The sequence below is a fragment of the Fictibacillus sp. NPDC058756 genome, from assembly GCF_042746035.1.
Classification (GTDB): Bacteria; Bacillota; Bacilli; order Bacillales; family Fictibacillaceae; genus Fictibacillus.
In genome coordinates this window covers 568,117-592,658 of record NZ_JBHYPU010000001.1, presented here as the reverse complement: position 1 = coordinate 592,658, position 24,542 = coordinate 568,117, and the positions used below count along the sequence as shown (strand labels likewise).

17 protein-coding genes are annotated in these 24,542 nt (G+C 39.2%); 5 read left to right on the top strand and 12 right to left on the bottom strand.

Features of this window, described 5'->3' with window-relative positions:
* Positions 1 to 2 precede the first annotated feature (2 nt).
* From ACFW35_RS02825 to ACFW35_RS02815, 3 genes are all read right to left on the bottom strand, one after another.
* Entirely contained in the window at positions 3 to 1,484 is a 1,482-nt protein-coding gene (locus ACFW35_RS02825; protein ID WP_379843651.1) for a DEAD/DEAH box helicase, read from the bottom strand.
* 48 nt (positions 1,485 to 1,532) lie between these two features.
* The gene (locus ACFW35_RS02820) at positions 1,533 to 2,381 is read right to left on the bottom strand and encodes a DegV family protein (RefSeq protein ID WP_379843649.1); all 849 of its coding nucleotides are present in this window, start codon (positions 2,379 to 2,381) and stop codon (positions 1,533 to 1,535) included.
* Positions 2,382 to 2,517: 136 nt separating this feature from the next.
* Positions 2,518 to 3,441, bottom strand: a complete 924-nt coding sequence (locus ACFW35_RS02815) for an ROK family protein (protein WP_379843648.1) — start codon at positions 3,439 to 3,441, stop codon at positions 2,518 to 2,520.
* A gap of 151 nt (positions 3,442 to 3,592) precedes the next feature.
* On the opposite strand from ACFW35_RS02815, the gene ACFW35_RS02810 reads away from it, so the two are divergent.
* Positions 3,593 to 5,398, top strand: coding sequence for an ATP-binding protein (locus ACFW35_RS02810; protein WP_379843646.1), 1,806 nt, complete (start codon positions 3,593 to 3,595; stop codon positions 5,396 to 5,398).
* A gap of 222 nt (positions 5,399 to 5,620) precedes the next feature.
* Here ACFW35_RS02810 and ACFW35_RS02805 read toward each other — a convergent pair whose 3' ends face one another.
* Together ACFW35_RS02805 and ACFW35_RS02800 are read right to left on the bottom strand one after the other, a co-directional pair.
* Positions 5,621 to 6,352, bottom strand: a complete 732-nt coding sequence (locus ACFW35_RS02805) for a response regulator (RefSeq protein WP_066292901.1) — start codon at positions 6,350 to 6,352, stop codon at positions 5,621 to 5,623.
* A gap of 11 nt (positions 6,353 to 6,363) precedes the next feature.
* Entirely contained in the window at positions 6,364 to 7,512 is a 1,149-nt protein-coding gene (locus tag ACFW35_RS02800) for a sensor histidine kinase (RefSeq protein WP_077360014.1), read from the bottom strand.
* A 294-nt stretch (positions 7,513 to 7,806) separates the two neighbouring features.
* Between ACFW35_RS02800 and ACFW35_RS02795 the strand changes: the two genes are divergently transcribed.
* From ACFW35_RS02795 to ACFW35_RS02785, 3 genes are all read left to right on the top strand, one after another.
* Entirely contained in the window at positions 7,807 to 8,439 is a 633-nt protein-coding gene (locus ACFW35_RS02795; protein WP_379843643.1) for a YigZ family protein, read from the top strand.
* A 189-nt stretch (positions 8,440 to 8,628) separates the two neighbouring features.
* Positions 8,629 to 9,684 (top strand): LCP family protein, encoded by a 1,056-nt coding sequence (locus tag ACFW35_RS02790; RefSeq protein ID WP_379843642.1) that lies wholly within the window; start codon positions 8,629 to 8,631, stop codon positions 9,682 to 9,684.
* A gap of 211 nt (positions 9,685 to 9,895) precedes the next feature.
* Entirely contained in the window at positions 9,896 to 11,065 is a 1,170-nt protein-coding gene (locus ACFW35_RS02785) for an acyltransferase (protein WP_379843640.1), read from the top strand.
* A 233-nt stretch (positions 11,066 to 11,298) separates the two neighbouring features.
* On the opposite strand, the gene ACFW35_RS02780 is transcribed toward ACFW35_RS02785, so the two are convergent.
* Entirely contained in the window at positions 11,299 to 13,167 is a 1,869-nt protein-coding gene (locus ACFW35_RS02780) for an FAD-dependent oxidoreductase (RefSeq protein ID WP_379843639.1), read from the bottom strand.
* Between the two features lie 188 nt (positions 13,168 to 13,355).
* Here ACFW35_RS02780 and ACFW35_RS02775 point away from each other — a divergent pair, with 188 nt between their 5' ends.
* Entirely contained in the window at positions 13,356 to 15,230 is a 1,875-nt protein-coding gene (locus ACFW35_RS02775) for an LTA synthase family protein (protein WP_379843637.1), read from the top strand.
* Positions 15,231 to 15,466: 236 nt separating this feature from the next.
* On the opposite strand, the gene csaB is transcribed toward ACFW35_RS02775, so the two are convergent.
* From csaB to ACFW35_RS02745, 6 genes are all read right to left on the bottom strand, one after another.
* Positions 15,467 to 16,540, bottom strand: coding sequence for a polysaccharide pyruvyl transferase CsaB (csaB, locus tag ACFW35_RS02770; RefSeq protein WP_379843636.1), 1,074 nt, complete (start codon positions 16,538 to 16,540; stop codon positions 15,467 to 15,469).
* On the bottom strand, positions 16,537 to 18,465 hold the full coding sequence (locus ACFW35_RS02765; protein WP_379843634.1) for a DUF5693 family protein: 1,929 nt from the start codon (positions 18,463 to 18,465) through the stop codon (positions 16,537 to 16,539). The genes csaB and ACFW35_RS02765 overlap by 4 nt, the downstream gene beginning before the upstream one ends.
* A gap of 130 nt (positions 18,466 to 18,595) precedes the next feature.
* Positions 18,596 to 19,666: a glycosyltransferase family 4 protein gene (locus tag ACFW35_RS02760; RefSeq protein ID WP_379843633.1), complete on the bottom strand. Its 1,071-nt coding sequence runs from the start codon at positions 19,664 to 19,666 to the stop codon at positions 18,596 to 18,598.
* A 203-nt stretch (positions 19,667 to 19,869) separates the two neighbouring features.
* Positions 19,870 to 21,450, bottom strand: coding sequence for a putative polysaccharide biosynthesis protein (locus ACFW35_RS02755; RefSeq protein ID WP_379843632.1), 1,581 nt, complete (start codon positions 21,448 to 21,450; stop codon positions 19,870 to 19,872).
* On the bottom strand, positions 21,443 to 22,180 hold the full coding sequence (locus ACFW35_RS02750) for a WecB/TagA/CpsF family glycosyltransferase (RefSeq protein ID WP_379843630.1): 738 nt from the start codon (positions 22,178 to 22,180) through the stop codon (positions 21,443 to 21,445). The genes ACFW35_RS02755 and ACFW35_RS02750 overlap by 8 nt, the downstream gene beginning before the upstream one ends.
* A gap of 442 nt (positions 22,181 to 22,622) precedes the next feature.
* Positions 22,623 to 24,533: an S-layer homology domain-containing protein gene (locus ACFW35_RS02745; protein WP_379843629.1), complete on the bottom strand. Its 1,911-nt coding sequence runs from the start codon at positions 24,531 to 24,533 to the stop codon at positions 22,623 to 22,625.
* Positions 24,534 to 24,542: the final 9 nt, after the last annotated feature.

Below are 24,542 nucleotides of genomic sequence, written 5' to 3'. Positions count from 1 at the left end.
ATTTAGTTCTTTTCCTTAATATGCATAATGGCACTCAACATACTTAAAGATTTCCCATAATGAAAAAAGAGTACCTTTCCATTTGGGTCATCTTTACTTCTTCCGGCTCGACCAGCCATCTGTACAAGTGCACTCTCTGTGAATACTTCATGGTCTGCACCAAATACAGCCACATCTAGATATGGGACAGTAACACCGCGTTCTAAAATGGTAGTTGTGACTAAAAATTGTATTTCCTCTTTCCTAAATTGTTCTACCTTTTCTTTTCTAAGCGGATCGTCTGCATGAACGTAATCTACTGACACATTTACATGCTGTCGAATTAATGAAGTAACCTTTTCAATGATTGAAACAGAAGGAACAAATATCATTGCTCGTCTTCCGCTGTCTGCTTGTATCGCTATCCAATACATAAAAGCTGGAGGAAGTTTTTTTCTTTCTAAACGTTTCATCCACTCTCCGCTCCAAATCATTTTGGGTTGAGGAAGAGAAAATCCGTGAAATCGTATCGGGATTTTCACACATGGAAGCTGACCAAGTTTTACTGCTCTTTTCATTTTTCGGGATGGAGTTGCTGAAAGGTAGAGAAGAAAAGGATCTGGTTGAGCGGCATACGAAACCGCATTCTGAAGGGTTTTATCGTAGGAATATGGGAAAGCATCTACTTCATCGACTATCATTATGTTAAACGCTTGTTTAAATCTGTAAAGCTGATGGGTGGTTGAAATAACTAATTGGGCAGGTATATCCCTTTCTTCTGATCCGCCATAATAACCAGCAATCGAGGTGTTTGGAAAGACCTGCTTTAAACGAGGAGCCAACTCTAACACTACATCCGTTCTAGGAGTAGCAATACAAACTCTTAGTCCATCTCTTAAAGCTTTCTCAATACCTTTAAAAAGAACTTCCGTTTTACCTGCTCCACATACTGCCCAAATCAGCAGTTCACCACTTCTTCCAATCGATTCTGCAAAACGATCTGCTGCAACTTTTTGACCTGCCGATAATTCACCATGCCATATTAAATCATTAGCACTGCTCCATTTTACTTTTGGTCCCGCCCACGACAATAAAGGTGTACACATACTCACCCTCCCCATCATGATACAGTTCCTGCAATAAACACACTTTTCACTTTTACACCGGAAACAAGAAAACGAAGCAAACAAACGGTCTTTGTCATTTGCGCACCGATTGCATAGATAACCATACTTAGTATTTTTAATACCGGCATTGTAGTTTAAGAAACCATTTTCATAGTGCTTTTGAATTTGTTCCAACGAAAAAGGGAGTTCATCAAGAAGAAGCTTCTTGCCATAAAGGATTTGCTGGAGTTTCTCATCATACTCAAACGAGGAGTTCAGAGGAAGTGGCCTAATTTCAGGAAGTTCCCCAAACGGAATTGGCTTAAAATCGAGGTTTCCTACAAGTGTTTCAGGGGCAACTATTAAACGGCCGTTTAAAAAATAGGAGACAAACCTCATTGAGTTGTCTCCTGTTGTGTTAGAGAATGCATTATCATCTCTCCAATTTTATTCTTTTATCCAAGTAATTCCGAGCGAACCTTCACCCAGATGAGTACCGATTACAGGACCAAAATAACTGATCGAAACATCTGCGTTCACAAATTTTCCGCGAAGTTCTTCTGCAATTTCTACGGCATCGTCTTCACGTTTCGCATGGATGACACTAATCGTTGCTTGATCATCAGTCTTCAAATCTTCATCCATCAGATCGAAAATACGTTTCAATGCTTTCTTTTTCGTACGTACTTTTTCGAAAGGTACAATCATTTTATTTTCAAAATGAAGAATCGGCTTGATCTGCAGCAAGTTTCCTACAAAAAGCTGCGCTGTGTTTAATCGGCCGCCACGGTGCAAATGATTCAGATCATCTACTAAAAAGTACGCTGGAATCACATTACTCTTCATCTGCAGCAGTTCGTTCATGATATCGTATCCATTAGAACCCTTATTTGCTAGCTCTGCCGCTTTCAATACATAAAATGCTTGAGATGAACAGCTAATTTCAGAATCGAACACATGCAGGGTAATGTCTTCAACCATTTCACCAGCAGCGACTGCACTTTGGTATGTTCCGCTAATTCCGCTGGATAGTGTGATCATAACTGCTTCATCGTAGTTTTTAGATAGTTCTTCTAAAAGCTCGACTAATTCGCCGATCGCAGGCTGCGAGGTCTTCGGAAGTTTTTCTTCACGGCTGACCATTTCATAAAAATCATCTACTTTTATTTCTGCTTCTTCTTTGTATGTTTCGTTGTCAAAAATTACGTTGAGCGGAATCATTACAATGTTCTTTTCACTGCGTATATGCTCGGGTATGTATGAAGTACTGTCTGTAATGACGGCTACCTTGCTCATATTTTTTAATCCTCTCTTATGCAAAAATCTCGTTTTCTTTACCTTTAACAGTGTACACCATCAGAAAAAGTAATTCACCTTCACTTTTCTCTTTCGTTTTGTATTCGACTTTTCTATATTGTATCCTTTAACTATTTTAAAGGTCTTTTAAGAGTTTACTGCATAACGCATAAGCACCGTACAAAACGGAGCGATTTTGCATAGTCGAAATTCTCAATTCCGGCTTAACAGGTACATATTTTTCGAGATTTTCATCTATTTTACTTAAGTATGGAGCAAGCTCGCTGCCAACTCCACCGCCTAATAAAATCACTTCTGGGTTCAGAATTGCTGATGCATTTATAATTGCTACTGTAAGATGTCTAACCGCATCATCAATAATATTCCGTGCAGCTTGATCACCTTCTTCCGCTAACTTAAACAATTGTTTAGTTGTTACGGACCTACCTGTTTCTCTTTCATATTTATGAGCGATCCCAAACCCGCCTGCCTGCGTACTTAAATACCCATATCCAGGACGGGCCGGAGTAAAGCCACTATTGAAGACATCATTATCTGTCACCATATATCCGACTTCACCTGCAGAGAACTGACTTCCTGCATAAACTTCTCCGTTAATGAGCAATCCCGCCCCTATACTTGTTCCGATCATTAAATAAAGGGCGTGCTTCACATTTTGCAAACTTCCTTTTTCCACTTCTCCTAACAGTCCTGTATTCACATCGTTTCTAACAAAAACGGGAATCCCAAGAATACCACGCAGTTTTTCACCTAACGGATAACGATTCCACTTAAGGCTAGGTGCTTTTAGAACCGTGCCAGTTCGAGTATCAACCAATCCTGGAACACCTAGTCCTATACAGCACACTTCTCCCATCGTTATTCCTTGCTCATTTATACGTTGTTTCATTTCTTCTGCTAGACACTCAGCAACATCTGACAAAATGACTTCACTCGTAATTAAGGTTTTTGCATTTAATAGCTCACCGTTATCATTAAACAATCCACATTCAATCGAAGTTCCACCAACATCTGCTGCTAATATATATTTCTTTTTCAAGCTTCACACCACCGTTCAATATATAACACGCTGTTTAATTCACTATAAAAAAGTTTAAACTTCTTAAAAAATTTTTTTCGAATGAAGAAGGATATTGTCGTATTTGGAAGAAATTACAATGTGACATAGGAATTAAAGGAGGGCAGGACCATTGGATCATAATCTATACATCGTCATATTATCTCTATTCGTTTGTTTTCTCTTCGCACTAGTTTCCATAGAATGGGCTCAACGACGTTTAGAAGAGCAAAGTACGCCGTACCGATTTCTGATTTTAGGTTCCGTTACAATGGGTATTGCCGTGTGGGCTACACACTATATGGGCATGCTGTCCATTCAAAGTCCTGTAACTATGTATTATGATCTCCCAACCATGATTGTTGCTTTTGGCGTTGGCATTATTTTTTCGTACGCTTCATTTTTCCTTCTTAATTATAACGCTCAGAAACAAAAGAAAAAACTTTGGTCACCTGTTTTTACATATGGATGTGGTTTAATTCTCGTTCATACAATCGGCGTGCTTCCCATGCACCTTCATATGCCGCTTCAAACAGATCCACTATTTTTAATTGCTTCTATAATTTCCGCATTCCTTTTTACGTGGTTCGGTTTTCAAGCTTTGTTAGCCAGGAAATTTAAATTTAGGATGATCCTAGCCAGCTTGTCTTTTACAACTGGCGTAAGCCTTATGCATTATATTGGTGAAATGGCTTTAATAGGAGGAATGCCTACTTTTAATTGGCATAACGAGTTTTCACTGGCAAATATTAACATCTTGGCTACGTTGCTCGTTTTTGGAGCCACTATTATTGTTTTTATTTCTTATCTTTTAGAACAGCTTAATCAAAAAAAGATGGTTCAGCAGCGGATCGATCTCCTTGAAAGCGAACATCGGTATAATTCCCTATTTGATCTCAATCCAGAAGGTGTTTTTGTAATTGGTCCAAATCGTAACTTTATTAAGGCGAACCAGTCTATCGAAATGATAACAGGCTACACTTTTGAAGAACTTCAAAAAATGCCCTATACCGACTTGCTAAAAGAAACAGAAGTAGAAAATTCACTCGCTTTTTTAAAAAGAGTGATGCAAGGTGAGACGATTAAACATCCCCTCACCATTTATCATAAAAATGGAAATGAAGTGGAACTTGAAATTACAAGTATTCCTTATTCTATAAAAAATAACATTACAGCGGTTATAGGAATTGCGAAAGATATGACTGCAGTAAAGGAGTCTTTAGAATATAAACAAAGAGCTCAGACACTTGCTTACGTGGGTGAACTTGCTGCTGGTCTTGCTCATGAAATTCGTAATCCACTTACTTCTATTAAAGGCTTTGCTCAGCTTTTCAAGTCACAAGGTGCAACAAATGAATCGGACCACTTTTTAGGTATCATGCTTCGTGAAACCGAACGAATTAATTTCATCATCAGCCAACTCATGATTTTAGCTCGTCCTCATATGATTATCAAAAAAGATCATGATTTAAACACTCTTATAAATCGATCCCTAAAATTTTTGGACGATGAAGGAGATTTCCATTCAACTACATTTCAATTGAATCTGCCTGATCATCCTGTCTATTTCAATTGTGAAGAAAATTTGATGACCCAGTTGTTTTTAAATGTTCTTAAGAATTCTTTAGAGGCCATTCCAAGTTGGGGAACGATAACCGTAACACTCACTTATTCAGATGAATCCATTCAAATCTCTATAAATGACGATGGGCCGGGTATTCCTGACGACATATTACCGATGCTGGGTCAGCCGTTTTACACAACAAAAGAAAGCAATCCAGGCCTCGGGCTCATGATCTGCTATCAAATCGTTGAGAATCATGGCGGGAAGATCCATATTGAGTCGAAAGAAGGCTGTGGGACGACGGTATCAATGGAGTTCCCAAGAAATGTGGTTAAGGACGAAGTGAAGATATTAGAGATGAGTGGCGCAAGTTAAATCTATGAACCTAACTAGAGATTCTACGGGTCAAACGAAGAGATCTATGAGTCGAAATGTCATTTCTAAGAATCAAACTTTAATCTCTATGAGCCTTTGTAGATTCTTCAGCAAACACTTGCCGTTCTATGGGTCAATTCCACACTTCAATGAGTCAAACTACGTTTCCATACATAAAACAAAAAAGACCTTCTCACTCGAAGGTCTTCTCTTTCCTCAAAATTAACGTACTTTTACCCAGCCGTTTTTGATTGCTTCTACTACAGCTTGTGTACGGTCGTTTACATTCATCTTTTGAAGAATGTTACTTACGTGGTTTTTAACTGTCTTTTCACTGATATACAGCTCTTCCCCGATCGTACGATTGCTGCGTCCGTCAGCCAATAGCTGAAGAACTTCACACTCACGGCGCGTTAAGATGTGCAATGGCTTGCGATATTCCACTTCTACGAAACCAGCTTTGTTTTGCTGTGTTTTATTCGTTGTCGATAAACGGCGGAATTCGTTCAGCAGGTTATACGTAATTTTCGGGTGCAAGTAAGCCCCGCCATCTGCTACAACTCTAACAGCTTCAATCAAAGAATCTGCGTCCATCTCTTTTAAAAGATAGCCTGATGCTCCTGTCTGAACCGCATGGGATACATATGTTTCATCATCATGGATGGAAAGGATAATTACCTTCGTATCAGGAGATTTCTCCACAAGACGTCGAGTTGCTTCTACACCGTTGATGTTCGGCATGTTGATGTCCATCAGCACTACATCTGGATTGTGATCGCGGACGATACTTTCCGCTTCTGAACCATCATCACCTTCAGCAACAACAGAGAACTGATCTTCCATATCTAAAATGCGTTTTACTCCTTCACGGAATAAACGGTGGTCGTCAATAATAGCTATTCTCGTTTTCTCAGGCGCTGAGGCGTTATTTTCGTACACATTAACATTATTCATGTGTGACCCTCCTAGTCTTGAATGGGAATTTGAATGTAAACACTTGTACCGTAGTTCAAGCGGGATTTAACTTTTAATGTACCTTCAAGGAGTTCAACCCGCTCCCGCATCCCCATCATACCAAAGGAATTGGATTTGGCAGGTTTAGACATGTCGAATCCTTTGCCATCATCTCGAATATATAAAGAAATGAATTTTTGAGTAAACTCCAGTTTAACCTCGATTAAGTTTGCATCTGAATGTTTAACTGCATTGCTAACAGATTCCTGAATCAAACGGAATATGGCAATCTCCATTTTTGTAGGAAAACGTCTGGATTGTCCCAGTGCATGCAGTTCAACTGTCTTCCCGGATCGTTCCTTCACGTTGCGTAAATACTTATCCAGTGTAGGAACAAGACCAAGATCGTCTAATGCCATAGGGCGCAGATCATATATAATCCGGCGGACTTCTTTTAAGGAGTCGCGAACCATCACCCTTAAGTCTTTTATTTCGGCACGGGCGGCATCAGTTCCTTTTTCGGTATAGATTTTCTCTAAAAGTTCCGAGCGAATTAGGACGTTTGCCATCAACTGAGCAGGACCATCGTGAATTTCACGAGATACCCGCTTTCGCTCTTCTTCCTGTGCCTCAATGATCTGGAGACCAAATTCCTGCTTTTGTTTGGCATCCTGAACAAGTTCATTAATCTTTCTTAAATCACCGTTCAGGTAATTCAGTACCACAGAAATCTGACCTGCCAGAGATTCAGCTTTTTGAACGGTTTCATTTAATGCCAGAATCCGCCGCTCCAGTTCATCTCTTTTTTCACGAAGCTGTTTTTCGGTTTGCCTTATAATCGATAGCTCAATCTGATACTTATTAGCATTCTCATAAGCATCACGAATATCTGATTCGCTGTATTTTTGAAAATGCTTGCTTACTTCTGCCAGGCGGGTTCGTGCTAATTTCGCCGACTCCTCTGTTCTATCAGCTTTGTAGATCACTTCGATCACTTGCTGCTTAACCAATTCAAGTTCACGATGCAGCTGCTGAAATTCCTGGCGAGAGTGCTCACTGATTTCAAAGATCTGCGATTGGCTTTCGGTTACCGTATCGATGGTTTTATTTAAAATTCCGTCCAGCAAATGTGGATCTATCGTTAATTTAGCTGCAGACATGTAAATTTCCCCCAATTAAAACGATAAAGAAGTACAAACGGAAGTTCTAGAACCATCTAGCCTAATTTTCATATAGGACTTCTTATCCATAAGCCATAAATCCTTCTTATATACTACATTCGCCAAGAAGTGGAATTTTATGACTTTTCTTGCAAAAAAATATTTAAAGAATTTGAAGGATTTTTAAAATACCTTATAATGAAGAATATCATGTTACTTTACAGGATTGAAGATTTTTCGACAATTTTGACTTTAAATTTTTAATTACAACAACTCAAGGGAGCTTTTCTATATATGTTATCCGACTATCTTACTGTCAAAAAAACTGGTCAGCATGAAATCGTAATTGATAAATCCCGCTTTATTGCGCATATCTCACGGGCAACGACGGAAGAAGAAGCAATCAGTTTTATCCAATCCATAAAAAAAGAGCACAACAGTGCAACACACAACTGTTCAGCTTATTTAATCGGTGAAACAGACAATATTCAAAAAGCAAATGACGACGGTGAACCAAGCGGTACCGCGGGTGTTCCGATGTTAGAAGTTCTCAAAAAAAGGGAATTGAAGGACACAGTTGCTGTCGTTACCCGCTACTTCGGCGGAATAAAGCTAGGTGCCGGCGGGTTAATCCGTGCTTATGGAAAATCCGTTTCAGAAGGCCTGAACCACATTGGTATTGTTCAGCGCCAGCTACATCAGATCATCCACATAACAGTCGACTACACACTTCTAGGAAAAATGGAAAACGAACTTCGCAACTCGGTCTATCCCATAAAAGAAATGAACTACTTAGAGAAAGTAGAAATTCAAATGTATGTACCGATAAAAGAAGCCGACTCATTTAAAGACTGGATTACAGATCTTACGAATGCTCAGAGTGATATTCAATTTGGTGAACAGGAATTTCTCGAGAAAAATATATAGTCCTATTTACCTATATTCAACAAAATGTAACAATAATTTTGTTGCTATTTTCCTTATCGTCTCTTAACATTAAACTATTGCCAAAAAATTACGGTTAAGTTGACACCAACATTATATATATTTGGTACGAAAGATTTATACTATGGGTATAGGCCCTTATTTCTTTGAATGATAAAGGAGTTTTCCATTATGAATAGAAAAGTTATGCGCCAAAGGAGAAAAAAACGACGTCGTATACTTTTTATCTTTGTTCCATTGCTGGTTATTGTACTGGCATCTGTAGGTTACGGCTCTTATTTAACATATAAATTAGCAAATGCAACTTCTAATGCGAACGAAGAATTAGGTCGCGGCGGGAAATCAGAGAAACGTGAACAGGCAGTTGACCCTTCAGAAGATCATTTCTCTGTGCTTTTAGCCGGGGTCGATGACAGTTCTACTCGTGGTTTTAGTGCGAATGGTGATTATAAAGGGGTTAGATCGGATGCATTAATCCTTGCTACGTTTAACAGAGAAGATAAATCCGTTAAGATGGTTAGTTTGCCTCGTGACTCAAAAGTTGAGATTCCGGGACGCCGCAACACAGATCGAATCGCTCATGCTCATTCGTATGGCGGTATGGATCTTACGGTTGAAACGGTTGAGAATCTTTTCGATGTTCCTGTTGACTATTATGTAAAATTAAATTTCGACGCTTTCCTTGAGATTATTGATGCTCTTGGCGGAGTTGAGATTAACGTTGAAAAAGAAATAACCGAACAGAATAGTAAAGATGAAGCAAAAGCAATTCACCTTGAACCTGGTCTTCAAACGCTAGGACCAGAAGAAGCACTTGCTTATGCTCGTACACGTAAGCTTGACTCTGATATTTATCGTGGCGATCGTCAGAAGCAGTTAGTTGAAGCTATTATTAAAAAGTCAGCTTCAATGGAATCTATTCCGAAATACGGAACGGTTATTGATACGGTTGGCGACAACATGGCAACAAACTTTACGTTTGGCAATATTTTGGCTCTATTCAAATATTCAAAATCAATTGATACCATTGAGAACTTGAAGCTTGAAGGTTTCGACGATACAAGCACCGGCGCTTATTACTATGCGCTTGATGAAGCTTCAGTTGAAGACGTATCTGAAAAACTTAAGTCACACTTAGAACTGCCTGGTTACGAGTACAACCCAAGTACAGAGAGTTCAACAGATGAGTCAAAGGAAAACGGCTCTGAAGATACAGAAACACCTTAATAATATCTTTACAAAATCTTAGTTTAGCTTCCCTATCTTTAGGGAAGCTTTTTTTGTATGCTTTTAGAGAGGTTACCGAATTGTAAAATAACTGGAAATAAGTGATGGTTTAAGTATCCCAACAAAACATGTTACACTTACGAACGTTGTTATTATGAAATTTTTATTTTCGGAAATGAATTACCTATGTAATTAAAACGAGGTGAAAGACATGAAAAACAATACATTACAGCGACCTCAACAAATTCGTGAAATTTACTTGGTTCGTGCATTGGCCATTATCGGAGTAATTATGGTCCACTCCACTTCTGGTGTTGTAGCAGCTTTCAACCCAGATTCATCACTATATGGAGTGTATAACTTTTTAAACATCTTCTTTAAATTCGGTACTCCGACATTTATTTTCTTATCTAGTTTTGTGCTTTTCTTTAATTACTATCACAAACCGTTAACAAAAGAACGCATAACAAGCTTCTATAAAAAAAGAATGCTTTACATCATCATTCCTTACTTTATCTTTTCTTTCTTATACTTTGCGATGACTGCAACTGTGCAAGGATACGCAAGTACTGGTGAGATGTTCAAAGCGTTTATTATGGACTTTTTAACAGGTAAAGCATACACGCACTTATACTTTGTGTTTATTTCAATCCAGCTATATATCTTGTTCCCGTTTATCTTGATGTTCTTGAAGAAGTTCCCTAAGGTGACGAAGCACACGATCTGGATCGGATTTGTCCTTCAATGGGCTTTCGTATTGCTGAACCACTATTATTGGCAGTATTCATTAAAGGGAAGTATTTCGTTCTCTTATATGTCTTACTACTTCCTTGGGGCATTTATGGGGATTCACTATCAGCAGATTCATGATTATCTCATCGTGACAAAAGAGAAGCTTTTCTCTAAGAAAGCTCTTGTTTGGATTCCGCTTTGGGCGATTTGGATTGGTACTTCTGCCGGTCACGTTGGTGTATGGTATGTGACTCGTGTAAATGGAGCGATGATTGACTCTAAGATTTATGAATTATTATGGAACATTCATACCTTTACGTCTGCTTTAGTCCTGATGCAGATTGCGTACTGGTTATACCGTAACCTTCATGAAAAAGTATTGAACGTGATGATTCACTTAGGTGTTGTATCATTCGGTGTTTACTTGATCCACCCGATCTTGCTGTTAATCGCACGTAAAGTGCTTGTAACATCAGATCCGATTCTGTACCACGTTTCGGTAGCAGTAATGTTCTTATTTGCACTGATCGGTTCATGGATTATTGTAGGAAACATCATGAAGTTCAAGGAATCTTGGGTACTATTCGGACCAAAACCAAAGAATCCTTATGTACCATCTACTAAAAAAGAAGCTTACCAAGCGTCTTAATCATAATTTGGAGTTGACTCGTGGCCGAGTCAACTTCTTTTTTATGTTGAAGGTTGCTTTGGAGAGCTCAACTCAGTTAATCTCACGAAAATCAAAGTTAATCTCACGAAAGCGAACGATAATCTCCCGAATTTTGTTAGTAATTTCACGAATAATTCAAAATACTCACGAGTCGACAAAGTCATATCTCAATAACACATAAAGAAGCTGATACATGAGTATCAGCTCCAGCTTTATTTATTTAATTGTTTTAGCACATGACCTGCAAGGTAATAACCCTCACTGCCCTTTAACTCGCTATCTGGTTTAATACGTTGTTGCAATGTCTCGTCAATGTATCCTTTTTCAACGGCTGTTTTCCAAGCTTCTTCTTCAGATACTGAAACACCATTTAACACTAACAGCATTTGAGCAGCTTGCTGACCAGTTAAGATATCTTTTCCTTCATCAATGAGGTTTTTCATTTCTTGCATCTTGTATTGGCTCGCCTGATCTGGCACCATACGATTGATTCCGTTCGTCAACAAGTTGCTGAATGAAACTTCACTGATTGGTTTATTTACCGGAAACTCATTCGTATAACCACCAACCACTAAGCCATAATCGATGAGAGGCTTCGTGTTCTCGTAGAACCATTCTCCTTCATAAGGAAACTTGATATCAAAAGCGTACAGGTTCGCGCCTTGTTCTTTCAAAGTTTCCTGAAGCTTTTTAATTAACTCTTTATTCTCAGACATCTCACGGAAAGTCGTTTCATTTTTAATCGAAATCGCTGATGCTGCACCAGCTGCCTCACCAAGTGTCATCCCAGTTGGAACTACACGTGCACTTCCTGCCGCGATCGAACTATAACCTGCAGCCTTGCTCGCGATCAACAAGTTATCCACTTGTAATGGAATCAGTGAACGGAAAGGAATCGCATACTGCTCTGGTTTTGAAATAACATAGCCATAATCTCCAGGCGATGTAGCCTGAACATCGACCGGATATGCTCCAAACCCAATGGAATCCCAGTGATCTTTGTTCTCCCAAATATCTGTCATTGGGAGCTGATATTCAGTCTTCACATGACGTGTCTCGCGCACATATAACTCTGGCGGAAAGCTTTCGATCTCAGCTTTTTCAAAGCCAGGGAATTCTTTTTGCAAGTAAGCTAATATATGTTTCGTTTCTTCTTTGGCAATTTGAATAGCTTTTTGTTTGTCGGATTCATCCAGACCATTAATACCGAAAACCTGAAGCGCATTAATGTAAATCGAACCATCATCTTGGCGAACGACATTCAATCCGCGGAGTCTTGTTTGCGGGTTCACTGGATTGTAGTCATAATGCAAATCAGAAAAGCCCCAAGCTACATTACTCGTAACTTCCCCGCCGCCAAACACACCGTCTTTAGCTGCTTTTTGAACTTTATCCCAGTCCACATTGCTAAAGTGCAACATAAGCGTCACAGCCATTTTACGATCTTCTAAGCCAATATCTGCTCCACCTTTAAAGAATGGTGCGTCAGCGGCCGTTGCTAAGTCTGCGTCTTGTGTCGCGTCGATAAAGCGTTTAGCAGAAATGGTATGTTGTTCTCCACTCTCATCAGTCAGCACAATACCTGTTAAAGCATTGCCGTCCTTCACAACATCATTCATTTTTGTGTTTAAAGATAGCGTCAGATTTTCCTCTTCTTGTACAAGCTGCATGAACGCAGTTTCAGCATCTTCTAAGTCAAATCCGATCCGGCTTCCAGTAAGCTTGAACCATTCAAGGAAAACACCTTGATTTGCCCATTTACCATTTTTATCATAACTCACATCTAGAAAGTTTAATGCTCCATATGTAAATAAACCGCCTAATCCATCACGTTGTTCAATAAGCAGAGTTTTTGAACCGTTCTTTGCAGCTGAAACCGCTGCTGCAACTCCCTCAGGTTCTCCTCCAACCACGATTACATCATATTGGTCTTTTAAATCAGGCGCCTCATACGGCTGAACATCCATCTTTGCAACCGTAGTAGGATATGGATAAATCTTTTTTATAAAAATAAATGCCATTACCAGAACGACAAGCAATCCTCCTGATACTGCCCATCTCAACCAACCTTTATTTCTCATCCCCACAACATCCTTCGTAACGAAAATTTAACATAAAATTAGTATATCAGACAATTTTTACCTAGTATACTTCTAGTTTTGTCGATTTTTGGCGAATTAGACTTTACAAGAAATATACAGTTTCTTTACAAAAGAAAAGCGGACTGGGTATAATTTATTAAACAAGCTTTTAATTCGGGGGTGTCGACTTGCGACGATTTTTTGGAACTCTTTTCTTTACATTTGTATTTTCAATGGCATTAAAAGCCTTATTTACACGATATATATTATTTCAGGATATTAATTTGTTAGATACCATTTCGCTTGAACTAAGCTATATCCTTCTTTTTGCTTGTCTTATCGAATACATAGCAAAAAACAGGCTGAAATTTCCGCTTTATTTGATGTTAAATTTGCTGCTATCCACTCTATTTTTTGGAATTGCTGTTTACCACTCTTACTTCGGCAACATTCCAACCTATTATGCTCTAATGCAAGCTGGACAAGTTGGTGCTGTGAAAGATAGTGTTACGCAGCTGATTCAGCCGGAATATTTCCTTTTATATGCCGACTTTCTTGTAATGATAGGAGTTCTCTTAACTAGAAAACTTCCCTTATACTCTAAATTCAAACTTTCTAAAACAAAGCTAGTGGCTCCCATTTTAGCGCTTTCTTTTGCGGTTTGTTTAGCCAATTTATTTCTTCATAAAGATGAGATCATCACGAACTCTGCACTAGCTGCAGAAACGAAAGGAATCTTTAATTTTGAAGCGCTGCAGGCTTATTACGGACCAAACGGCGGACTCCCTCAAGCTGCGGCTCTAACAGACAAAGAGCTAAAGAGTGAAGAAACGATTCAAGATAAAATCAATGAAATTAAAGGGATAAAAGAAATTCCTGATTCACAACGAAAATACTTTGGGGCTGCAAAAGGCCGCAATCTGATTTTAATTCAGTTCGAATCGATGCAAGATTTCCCTATCGGCTTGAAGATCGATGGCAGAGAAGTAACTCCAAACATGAACATGCTGATTCAAAACAGCTTTTATTTTAACAACCTTTATCAGCAGACTGGTGCCGGGAATACGTCTGATGCCGAATTTATCGCAAACACTTCACTCTACCCTGCTGGAATGGTTGCGACATCAACGTTTTTTGAGACAAAGGCTTTTCCGAGTATGCCGAAGCTTCTTAATGAAGAAGGCTATGAAACCTTTACGCTTCATGCCGATAAGGTTGATTTTTGGAATCGTGTAGAGCTTTATCCTTCTTTGGGTTTTGATAAGTACTATGCTTTAGAGTTTTTCGGTAAGGAGGACCTCATTGGACTTGGCCCCTCTGATGAAGTGATGTTTAATAAAGGAATGCCGCTATTAAAGGACTTACATGCTAAAAACAAACCATTTTATGCCCATTTTATCTCAATGACAAGCCATCATCCTTATGAGATTCCTGCTGATAAAGAAGTGTTTGAGCTTCCAGCAAAGTATAAGAGTTCAATTGTTGGAAAGTATATTCGAGCGATCAGCTACAACGATATGGTGTTAGGAAAATTTATCGATCAGTTAAAAGCTGATGGAATGTGGGAAAACACGGTCCTAGCGTTTTACGGGGACCACATGGGGATGCACCACACAATGTTTAAGGAAAAAGACCCTGAGATTTTGAAAGAATTCTTAGGACATGAGTATACAAAGATCGACCGCTTCAATGTACCGTTTGTAATTACAGCACCCGGTGTAACTGATGGCGGAATGACTTCCGATCAGCTCGCTGGTCAGCTTGATATGATGCCCACACTGGCTAACTTGTTAGGAGTGTCATTGAATGATTATGTTCATTTTGGTCAGGATTTGTTGAATCATAAAGAAAACTTAATTGGTATGCGCTATTATATGCCTGCTGGTTCGTTCTTTAATGATCATATTGTGTTTCAGCCGGAAAAGTCGTTTGATGATGGTGAGGCATTGACACTCGAGACCGCAACTAAGGTACCTCATGCTCCATACAAGCAAGATTATGACCGGATTTTGAAGCTATTGGGCTTATCTGATCAGTATTTAAAGTCGTTGCCAGAAAAATAGAGAGAACCGATGTGTAGATGTACACATTAAAGGTATAAAAAGCTCTGCAAAGAATTCTTTGCAGAGCTTTTTTAATGTAATCTCACGAGAATTAGGTTTAATCTCTCGAAAACGCAATTTAATTTCACGAGTTTTTGATTAATCTCACGAAAATAACATTATACTCGCGAGTCGACATTCTATGACAAATAAACAACCCTGCCAGAACGCCTTAAAGCATCCTAACAGGGTTTAAACTACCTCGAAAACAGCTCAATCGCTTGTTTCGCTGTATCTTTCGCTTTCGCAGTCAATGGACCCACTGCTGCAGCCAACTTCTCTTTTTCTTGCGGCAGCACCTCTAAATGGCGACTCAACGCCGAAGCTAACTCATCGCTCGTCCACTCACCATCAACATGGGCAAACACTGGCTGATTTGCTTGCTCTGAGAATGCATCAATTTTCGGGTCATAAGACAATGCAAGGAACGGAGTGTTCATGATTCCTGCAAAGATCAAAGCATGAAGTCTCATCGATAATAGCATGTCAGACAAGCCAATGATTGATACCTTCTCCTCAATTGAAGCATCAAAAGGTGCTACAAACGCTTTTTCACTCATCATTGCTGAAATCTCACGGGAAGTATCATCATCATGCTTATCATGCATCGGGATAAACACAACCACGTTCCCTCTGCGAATAAAATCATCCAGTGCTTCAGCGATCTTCTTTTTAAAATCGTTCGTTGTCGGCCACTCACGAACAGAAACCGTCAACACCGGCTTTGTAAATCCTTGCTGCATATACCAATCTGATTTTGCTTCACTCAAGTGGAAACCGAGCACTGGATCCGGTACGAGCTCCATCTCATTACGAAGACCGATATCCTTCAAAAGTTGAATCGACCCTGTATCGCGAAGAGTAATCTTCCCTGCTTTCTTAAGCATCATTCTCGTTAAGAACTGGCTAACTGATTTATCGATCGGCCCCATTCCTTGCGAATAGATAAAGAATGGTTTACCTGCCATACGAGCCAGCATCATGATGCCTGTATAATACGGGATGCTCTTCATGCCTGTCTTATCTTGAAGCAAACTTCCTCCGCCAGAAATCAATCCATCAGACGTTTTCAGCACAGCAAAAACATCTTTCATCTGCCAGCGGTTTATGGCATCAACGCCATACGTTCTTTTTGTAAATTCCGGATCGTTGGAAAGAACCACGATCTCGATATCCGGCTTTTGTTCTTTTAAAGCTGAGATGATGGACAGTAAAATCGCCTCATCCCCGATATTATTAAATCCATAATAACCTGATAAAATTACTTTCATTGTATCCACCTTTCACGTACGTACGGGTACAACTTATCTTTTATTGCTTTATAAATTGCGATCATTACAAGTCCGATTACGAGTCCGATGACAAGTGCGTACACGGAGCGCAGAACGGACAATAGTAAAGGAATGTGCAGATGTGTAAATGTATTCAACATGGATGCAAACCCGATCGCACCAACAACCAAAAACGCACTCGCAATCCCTGCATATCTGCGGAACAAGTAAAGTCCAAACACAAAGAATGGGAATCCGATTAAGAACTCTTTCGTACGAGGACGAACGAACATAAGCTCTTCAAGCTTGCTTCTTAATGTTAATTCAAGTGCACTCGCTGTTCCTGCGTTTCCTGAACGGCTTAAGTAGTAGCCACCGATAACTGCTACTACTCCCAGTACTAAGACATGCCAATAACGAACAGGACTATTAATATAACTGATAAACCTCTTTAAAGATGAAGCATGGTTAATCTGAAGACCAAGAACGATAGCTGTTACTAAAATTGGTAAAGCAAGTAACACTTTAATCCCTCGGAATTCCTCTAATTTATATAAATATGGATCTCCATAAAGAAGACTCACTACAAACCAAGCGCCGGCGAAAACAATTAAAGCAGCCATAACATAATTAAGAACAATTTTATTAATGTTATCAGCATGTCGAACTCTAAGTACTGCCCAGATTGGACCGGCAACAGCTACTAATAAAGCAAACCCTTTTAACAGCATACCAATTCCAAGCAATAAATAACCTGCTGATAGAACCAATCCACCGATCAAAGCAAGCATAGTTAGTTTTTTATGAACAGTTGCAGCAGCTAAAGCAAGATAAACTGACCCACCCAAGAAAGCAAATAGCTGTAAAAGCTTATAGTCCTTCATGTCTTTAAACGGTTGAGCTTCACCTGTTTTAAAGTATCCAGGTACTTCTGCATGAAAGTCCTGAATTTCGTTAATCATTTGTTTAAATTCTGCTTTTGCTGTTTTGTCGTCTAACTTCTCAACTTTCACTAAAAGTGTTCGAATGTTACGTTCTTTTACTGCTCGTGATAATCGTTCAGAAGCAGCATTTTCACTGGTTCTGTTTTCAGAGTAAAGTCTTTCAACATCATATTTCATTTCTTTTGCAAAAGTTTGCATCCCCTTTTGCTCTGTTCCCTCAATAACAACTACATCATAGTCATTAGCTTTTAATTGATTTGCATATTTAACTAATTTTTCTTTACCCTTACCATCATAACCAACAACTTCTTTTCCAATGAACAGGACTTTATCTACTTCGTTTTTTGGGAACTTTAATAATTGTTTAACCATAGTGTCGTTGCTGGAATGACCATCTTTTTCATCAGATGATGAAAAGTCATTTTTTATACGAGGAACCACCTGAAAACCGTTGGACACAATCTCTTCGTAAGTATCTGTATTAAAATAGCCTAATGATTTATCCTCAATTTTTGGATCGTCATCTGTTTTTCCTTCAATAAAATAAAATTTCTGCCCATTAGCAGTTATGGCTGTTATTTTATCTTTAAATGCACGCTGCAAGTATTCTTCTGATTTATGCCCTTCTTTAAGATAACTGACAAAAATCCCTTCATTTGCAGGAAGCTTGCTTGTATTTAGATTGTTCGTCAAAGCAAAGTAATTCTGAATATCACTTTTACTTAGAACCGCAACTACACCCTGAGTTTCAAGTGAACTAATATTTTCAGGCTCAAGAGTGATAGAATGCACTTTGGCGTCTTTTAAACCTTTATAAATCTCTTCCGTAGAAACATCCTCACTTTTCAAAATTTCCAGGTCCGTATACGGAACCATCACTTCATATGTATTGTTTGCCGACTCGGTTTTTATGCGTTCGTAGATCATGGGGCTGGTGAGCAGCAAGGATACAATCAATAGGCCGAATAATACTTTTTTCAACAAAGAACATTCCTTTCTCGGTTCAGGTCTTGGTGCTTTTATTTTACCTTAATATCGGCATTCTTATAAAGAGCGGCAAGAGATACCCATAAAATAAAGGACACCAGCTAACTGATGTCCTTCTTCATTTTTATTTTCCGACTCTCGGATTCGTTTTAAGTCCGTAAAAAATCTTTCTTAAAAATTTATTTACAGGAGCGTGGTCTTTTCCAACTAATCCGATTCGTTCAGCGATAAACTGAGTGATCAGAAGCAACACGGAAAGGATTAAGAGTGATCCCCAAAGTGTTGTTAAGTTGAAAAGAATCGCTGCGAGTCCGAACAGTGCACTCATCGCGTAAATCACAAGTACCGTCTGGCGGTGAGACATACCGCTGTTTAATAAGCAATGATGCAAATGCGATTTATCTGGTGCAGATAATGGTTTCTTGTTCAAGAATCTGCGGATGATCGCAAACAATGTATCAGAGATCGGTACACCAAGAATGATAATCGGTACAACGAGTGAGAATAATGTGATGTTCTTAAACCCTAGAAGAGAAAGAACAGCGATCATGTATCCTAAGAATAGCGCTCCAGTGTCTCCCATGAAAATCTTCGCTGGATGCCAGTTGTAAACCAAGAATCCTAAAGTACTTCCTAGCAAGATGATACCAAGTGCAGCAACTAAAACGTTGCCGTTGTAAATCGCCATACCTGAGATGGTGATCAATACCGTTGAAGATACACCTGCCGCAAGTCCGTCAAGACCGTCAATCAAGTTGATGGCATTCGTAATTCCGATAATCCATAAAAGCGTTAAAGGAACACCAAGGAATCCAAGACTTAAACGGTAATCGAACGGCAAGTTGATGAAATGAACTTCAACTCCACCATAGATAACGATACCAGCTGCGATTACTTGCCCCAGCATTTTCACTTTAGGTGAAAGTTCGTAAATATCATCAAAAACACCAGTGATGATAATAACGATGGCACCAAGTACGATTGGAACCGTATATTGGCTCGCCGGCTGTACGATAAGTACGCCGAGCACGAAGCTGATAAAGATCGCTAATCCGCCTAAGCGCGGCATAATTCTTTGATGAACTTTTCTCTGGTTGGGCTTATCCGTTGCACCAACGAAAAAGGCGAACCTTTTCACGACCGGTGTCAAAAGAACCGACGCAATAAAACATATTAACAATGCCCAGTAAGTCATAGTTACACTCCCCAATTGGCGTGATGATTATTGTTTGTAAAACGCAATTTATTTTTGTGTTTGATTTCGACAAAAATCAACTTTGAATTTATACACAGAGAAAATTATAGCATAGATAATTTCGATTTTGTGTGAAAAAATCGTTAACAAATTATTAAAAAAATGAAAGCGTTTTTCTGCTATAGTTAGTTTCAGCTAATTACTTAAGCATTATTTTTAGAAACCCTGCCAAATCGACCCAATTTCTTTCCGATAACCGGTAAAGATTGTAATTCTTCTACTGTCATTCCCTTTGTCAGCAAAATGAAAACCGCAAATAGCGCACCGCCGATTATTATCGCAACACCTGCATACAATAAATTTGCAAGGCGTCCGGATAGGTCAAGCAATAATGTTGGATACCCTATCACAGCTCCCATAATCAAACTTCCGATTGTATAGGTTAAGATGGAACGATTTACGAACGGCAGTTTAAACGTTTGTTTAATAACGAGCGCGTTTGCTACCGTAATGACGATGTAAATGATTAAAGTAGCAAGGGCTGCACCTATCAGTCCGTATTGAGAGATCAGCATAAAGTTTAATAGTACCTTTCCAATTGCAGCTGCCACGATAATGATTGCCGCTGCTGTCGGACGGTTGATTCCTTGCAAAATTCCTGTACCTAAGACAGCTAGTGATGTGAACACTGAACTAAAGCTCACGATTGCAACGACCAAACTTCCTTCATCGTTTGTAAAAAGGGCGATGTTCAAAGGAAGTGTTAAAGCAGCAATACCTACCGCTGCAGGCCATGAGAATAAATGCGTTAAGTTAAACGATCGTTTAATTACTCTATTCGCTTGATCCATCTCGTTTTTGGCTATTTTCCCCGTAATTAATGGGATTAACGGTAAAACAATTGATGTGGAAAAGACCGTTGCAATCTGGACAAGCGATGTTCCGCGTGCATAAATACCGTTTAAGTAAAAGGTTTCTTTCGCTGTGTTCCCTGCCATTTTAAGCGCTGAAGGAATAGTCAATGAATCAACAACATTCAACAACGCCATCGTTAAAGCACCTACACAAATCGGCAGAGATAGCTTTAATATGTGTTTACTCGACTTTTTAAACGCCTCTATTGTATATGGACGATTCGAGCCCGGTTTAAGTTTCGATTTTTGAAAAAGAATTCTTAAAAAAATTAAAGAAATGAGTGCCGCGATAGCTGAACCTGCCATCGTACCGGCTGCGATTGTCTCGTTGTCTGCGGAAATCGATACAAAATAATAAGCTGCAACGATAACGAGTGCCACACGAATAAACTGCTCAATCACTTGTGAATAAGCAGTCGGCTTCATGTCCTCGTAACCTTGAAAAAATCCACGGTAAACTGCCATGTAAGGCGCGATTAAAAGTGTGATGGACACAACAATAAGTGAACTTCTTGTTTCCTGTCCGCCTAAAATTTCAGCGATTTGATACGAAAAACCATACAAAAAGCTAAAAGAGAGAATACCGAAAATGACGGCTAAGATCCCTGCCGTGTTAAAAATGTTTCGGATTTCTGTATCCTCACCTTTTGCACGAGCTTCTGAAATCAATTTTGAAATCGCAATCGGGATTCCGGCAACCGACAGAATGAGTGCGGTCATGTAAACCGGGTAAACGAGACTGAAGATCCCGAGTACATCATCTCCTGCGATATTTTGTAATGGAATTCGGAAAACAGAGCCTAAGAATTTAGATAAAAAGGTCGCGATCGTTAAAATTAACGCTCCTCTGATGAACGTATTTTTACTCATGCTTGCCCGTCACCTTTTGCTGGATTACTTTTAAAGCGAAGTGCGGCAAGCTAAGCTGGCGCTTCCAACGAGATGGCTGCTTCATCAGACGGTAAGCCCATTCCAGATTCATTTTTTGCCAGAATTCAGGTGCACGTTGAACCGCTCCAGCAAGAACATCAAACGATCCACCGATTCCCATGAACACGCCTTTATCGAACTTATCCATGTTCTGACCGATCCAAAGCTCCTGTCTCGGCACACCTAATGCAGTAAAAATAAGATCAGGTTTCGTACGCTGAATCTCATTTGGAATGTGATCATCGTTCCAGTCAAAGAAACCGTGATGAGCACCTGCAATTTTTACATTCGGAAATTGCTTCATAATTTCAGCAACGGTTTTTTGAAGAACTTCATCCTGCGCCCCGAGCAGATATACGCTGTATCCTTTTTCGTTAGCAATCTGAAGAAGTCCCATAAACGTTTCAAAACCGGTTACACGTTCAGGAAGAGGCTTCCCAAGAAGTCCGGCCGCTTTAACTACACCAATACCATCTGCCGTTACATAGTTTGCTTTTTCAACAACTGATCTGTAATTCGCATCTTCACGAACCTTCATTACGATCTCTGGATTTGCTGTTACAACGAACGTCTTTTCTTCTCTTTCCAAATGTCCGCCTAATGTATTTAGGAATTCAAATAATGTTGAGTTTACGAAATCTACTCCAAGAATTCGAACTGTTTTTTTCAATGAAAGTCACCACTTTTTCCTTAATTAACTTTGCGTTATTTAGCAAAGTTTACCTATTTTAAGTAAAACACTAATAAATATATCATAAAAATGTATGAAACTATATGTTTCACCTTATAATAGGTCGTCTTTCACTTTAGTTTTTGAGGGAGGTGGTGGGATTATCCAAGTTTTCTGTAAATGATATGCAGTTTGTGAAGTGAAAATGGTGCTAGGAGAATGAATGAGGGACATCAAAAATGATAATCTCACGAGAATTGGTGTTAATTTCACGAGTTTGAATCTTATTCTCACGAGAAATTACCCTAATCTCACGAAAATCATCCACATACTCGCGAGTCGACAATCCACACTATTATTTGGCGGGCTGCACAGGCCAATTTAAAAAGCCTAACCTCCAGGAACATACCTCATTCCCTTAAGTCAGGCTTTTTTCTTGCTTTTACTCTTGAGCCAAATTCAAAAGCTTCATGTTCGTTCCGTAGGACGCTCCATGACTATACACATAAGCTTTTTCATAATCAGCACCATTTAAATTCTTGGGTGCAATCTCATACCATGTTCCCTCTTTTTCAGTGACAACCGTATCCAGAACTAAAACAGGTAAACCTGTTACTGTAAGTTCATACAACAGATTATCATCAACAATCGGTGTACTTCTTACTTTAGTTGTAGCACCTTTAGTTAAGGTAACCGCAATATCATACCTATTGCGTTCCTTGCCGCCTAACGCTACATCCATTCTGTGCATGTGACCAGCAATCTTTTGACCCCAGTATGGATCTGCCGCATAGAAAACATTCATTCCAAGATCTTTGTTCCCAAGGAATGCGCCTTGGTACTTAAAGGATTTTGTGAAATATCCTTTATCTGGGTTAGTCAGGCGATCAACTAGCGCATTAAAACCTTCATCATAGTTAGCAAATGCACCTGCTTCTCCAGAACCGTCGTAAGCGTCTAACCCGAATAAATTAAAATTATTTTTTGCAAATTCACTTGTACCCCATTGGCTTTCGTGTATCGCATGGGCAAGCATATACATCGCATTGATGTTGTGCTCTGCTTCAACTTCCTTAAACTTTGCACCCATGTTCTCAAGAACTGAAGTACCTAGTGTAGAAGGTTTATTTTCTCTAATATATTTGTTAAGATCCTCAGCTGTATAGGATGTTTTCGTATAAAGAGGAAGCTTATTGAAATACTGATGAGCTTCATAAGTTGTTCCAGTTGATTCTTTCTTATAGAGACTGCCATTATCGCTCACATACCTGCCATCAGGCATATCTGCATCACTTCTGCCATACAAATATGATTGGTGTTTTTGCGTATGTGCATTGTACACATAATGTCTTAACAAACCGTCTTTTACTTCATAAAAGCTCTCACCTTTCACTTGAACAGAAGGGATGAGCTTAGCTTCTTTTAATTTTACGTAACCCGTCTTTTCGCCAAATTTTACTTTGATCCAATTTTCACCAGACTCTAAGAATTCCACAGGCGTTCCTGATGCCACACCGATAATAATATAGTTGAAAGTTTTGTCATTCCAAAGGTTAACTGTCGGCGCAATAATGCTGTTTGTCACTTGACCTTCTTCAATAGAAACAATCTTTTTGTATTTTAAAACGACTTCGTTTGTTCCAGTTGCTGCTGCTTTTGCTTCAGCGTAACTTCCATACTGTGCACCCTGTTTTGTTTCATTAGCAGTTACCGTTCCTACATAATAAACAGGCTTTGCGTAATCCAGCATACGAACTAAAAATGCTGAAGTCATTCCTCGTGTAGCATTCTCTTTAGGAGCTAATTTATTGTTTGATCCAGCTAAGATACCAGCTCCAACAATTCTTTCCATAGAAAGTTTTGCATACGAACTCACATGACCTGCGTCATCATATGTAGACAAATCTTTCGCAGGAAGTGTAATCCCTTGTTTCTCAAGAACACTATTCATAATTGATGCGATTTGCTCACGTGTAATATTAGCAGCAGGAGAAAACTTTCCGTTCCCTGTACCGTTAATTATTCCTAATTGGGCAGCTTGCTGAATAGCAGTATATCCCCAATAAGTTTTCGGAACATCTGTGAAGTCAGTTGGGTTGGTGACTGGCATGTTTTCTTTTCCTAGTACACGGACCATTAATGTTGCGAATTCTGCTCTAGAAATTGTTTTGTCATGTTCGTAATCAATTACGCCGTCATTGTTTGCACCTTTCAATAAGCCTAGTTCAATGAGCTCTCTCATCGACATTTTAAAATACTTATTTTCCAAACCATCACTTGCTGACACACCCTGTGTTCCCAATCCGAACAGAAGCAAAAATGGCAATACTAAACAACATAAAAATCTCTTCAAAACTTCCCC

Bases quoted from the DNA above. Each gene is read 5' to 3' on its own strand.
- ACFW35_RS02825 (WP_379843651.1), bottom strand. From the start codon at position 1,484: ATGAGGTTTGTCTCCTATTTTTTAAACGGCCGTTTAATAGTTGCCCCT.
- ACFW35_RS02820 (WP_379843649.1), bottom strand. From the start codon at position 2,381: ATGAGCAAGGTAGCCGTCATTACAGACAGTACTTCATACATACCCGAG.
- ACFW35_RS02805 (WP_066292901.1), bottom strand. From the start codon at position 6,352: ATGAATAATGTTAATGTGTACGAAAATAACGCCTCAGCGCCTGAGAAA.
- ACFW35_RS02800 (WP_077360014.1), bottom strand. From the start codon at position 7,512: ATGTCTGCAGCTAAATTAACGATAGATCCACATTTGCTGGACGGAATT.
- ACFW35_RS02795 (WP_379843643.1), top strand. From the start codon at position 7,807: ATGTTATCCGACTATCTTACTGTCAAAAAAACTGGTCAGCATGAAATC.
- ACFW35_RS02790 (WP_379843642.1), top strand. From the start codon at position 8,629: ATGAATAGAAAAGTTATGCGCCAAAGGAGAAAAAAACGACGTCGTATA.
- ACFW35_RS02785 (WP_379843640.1), top strand. From the start codon at position 9,896: ATGAAAAACAATACATTACAGCGACCTCAACAAATTCGTGAAATTTAC.
- ACFW35_RS02780 (WP_379843639.1), bottom strand. From the start codon at position 13,167: ATGAGAAATAAAGGTTGGTTGAGATGGGCAGTATCAGGAGGATTGCTT.
- csaB (WP_379843636.1), bottom strand. From the start codon at position 16,540: ATGAAAGTAATTTTATCAGGTTATTATGGATTTAATAATATCGGGGAT.
- ACFW35_RS02760 (WP_379843633.1), bottom strand. From the start codon at position 19,666: ATGACTTACTGGGCATTGTTAATATGTTTTATTGCGTCGGTTCTTTTG.
- ACFW35_RS02755 (WP_379843632.1), bottom strand. From the start codon at position 21,450: ATGAGTAAAAATACGTTCATCAGAGGAGCGTTAATTTTAACGATCGCG.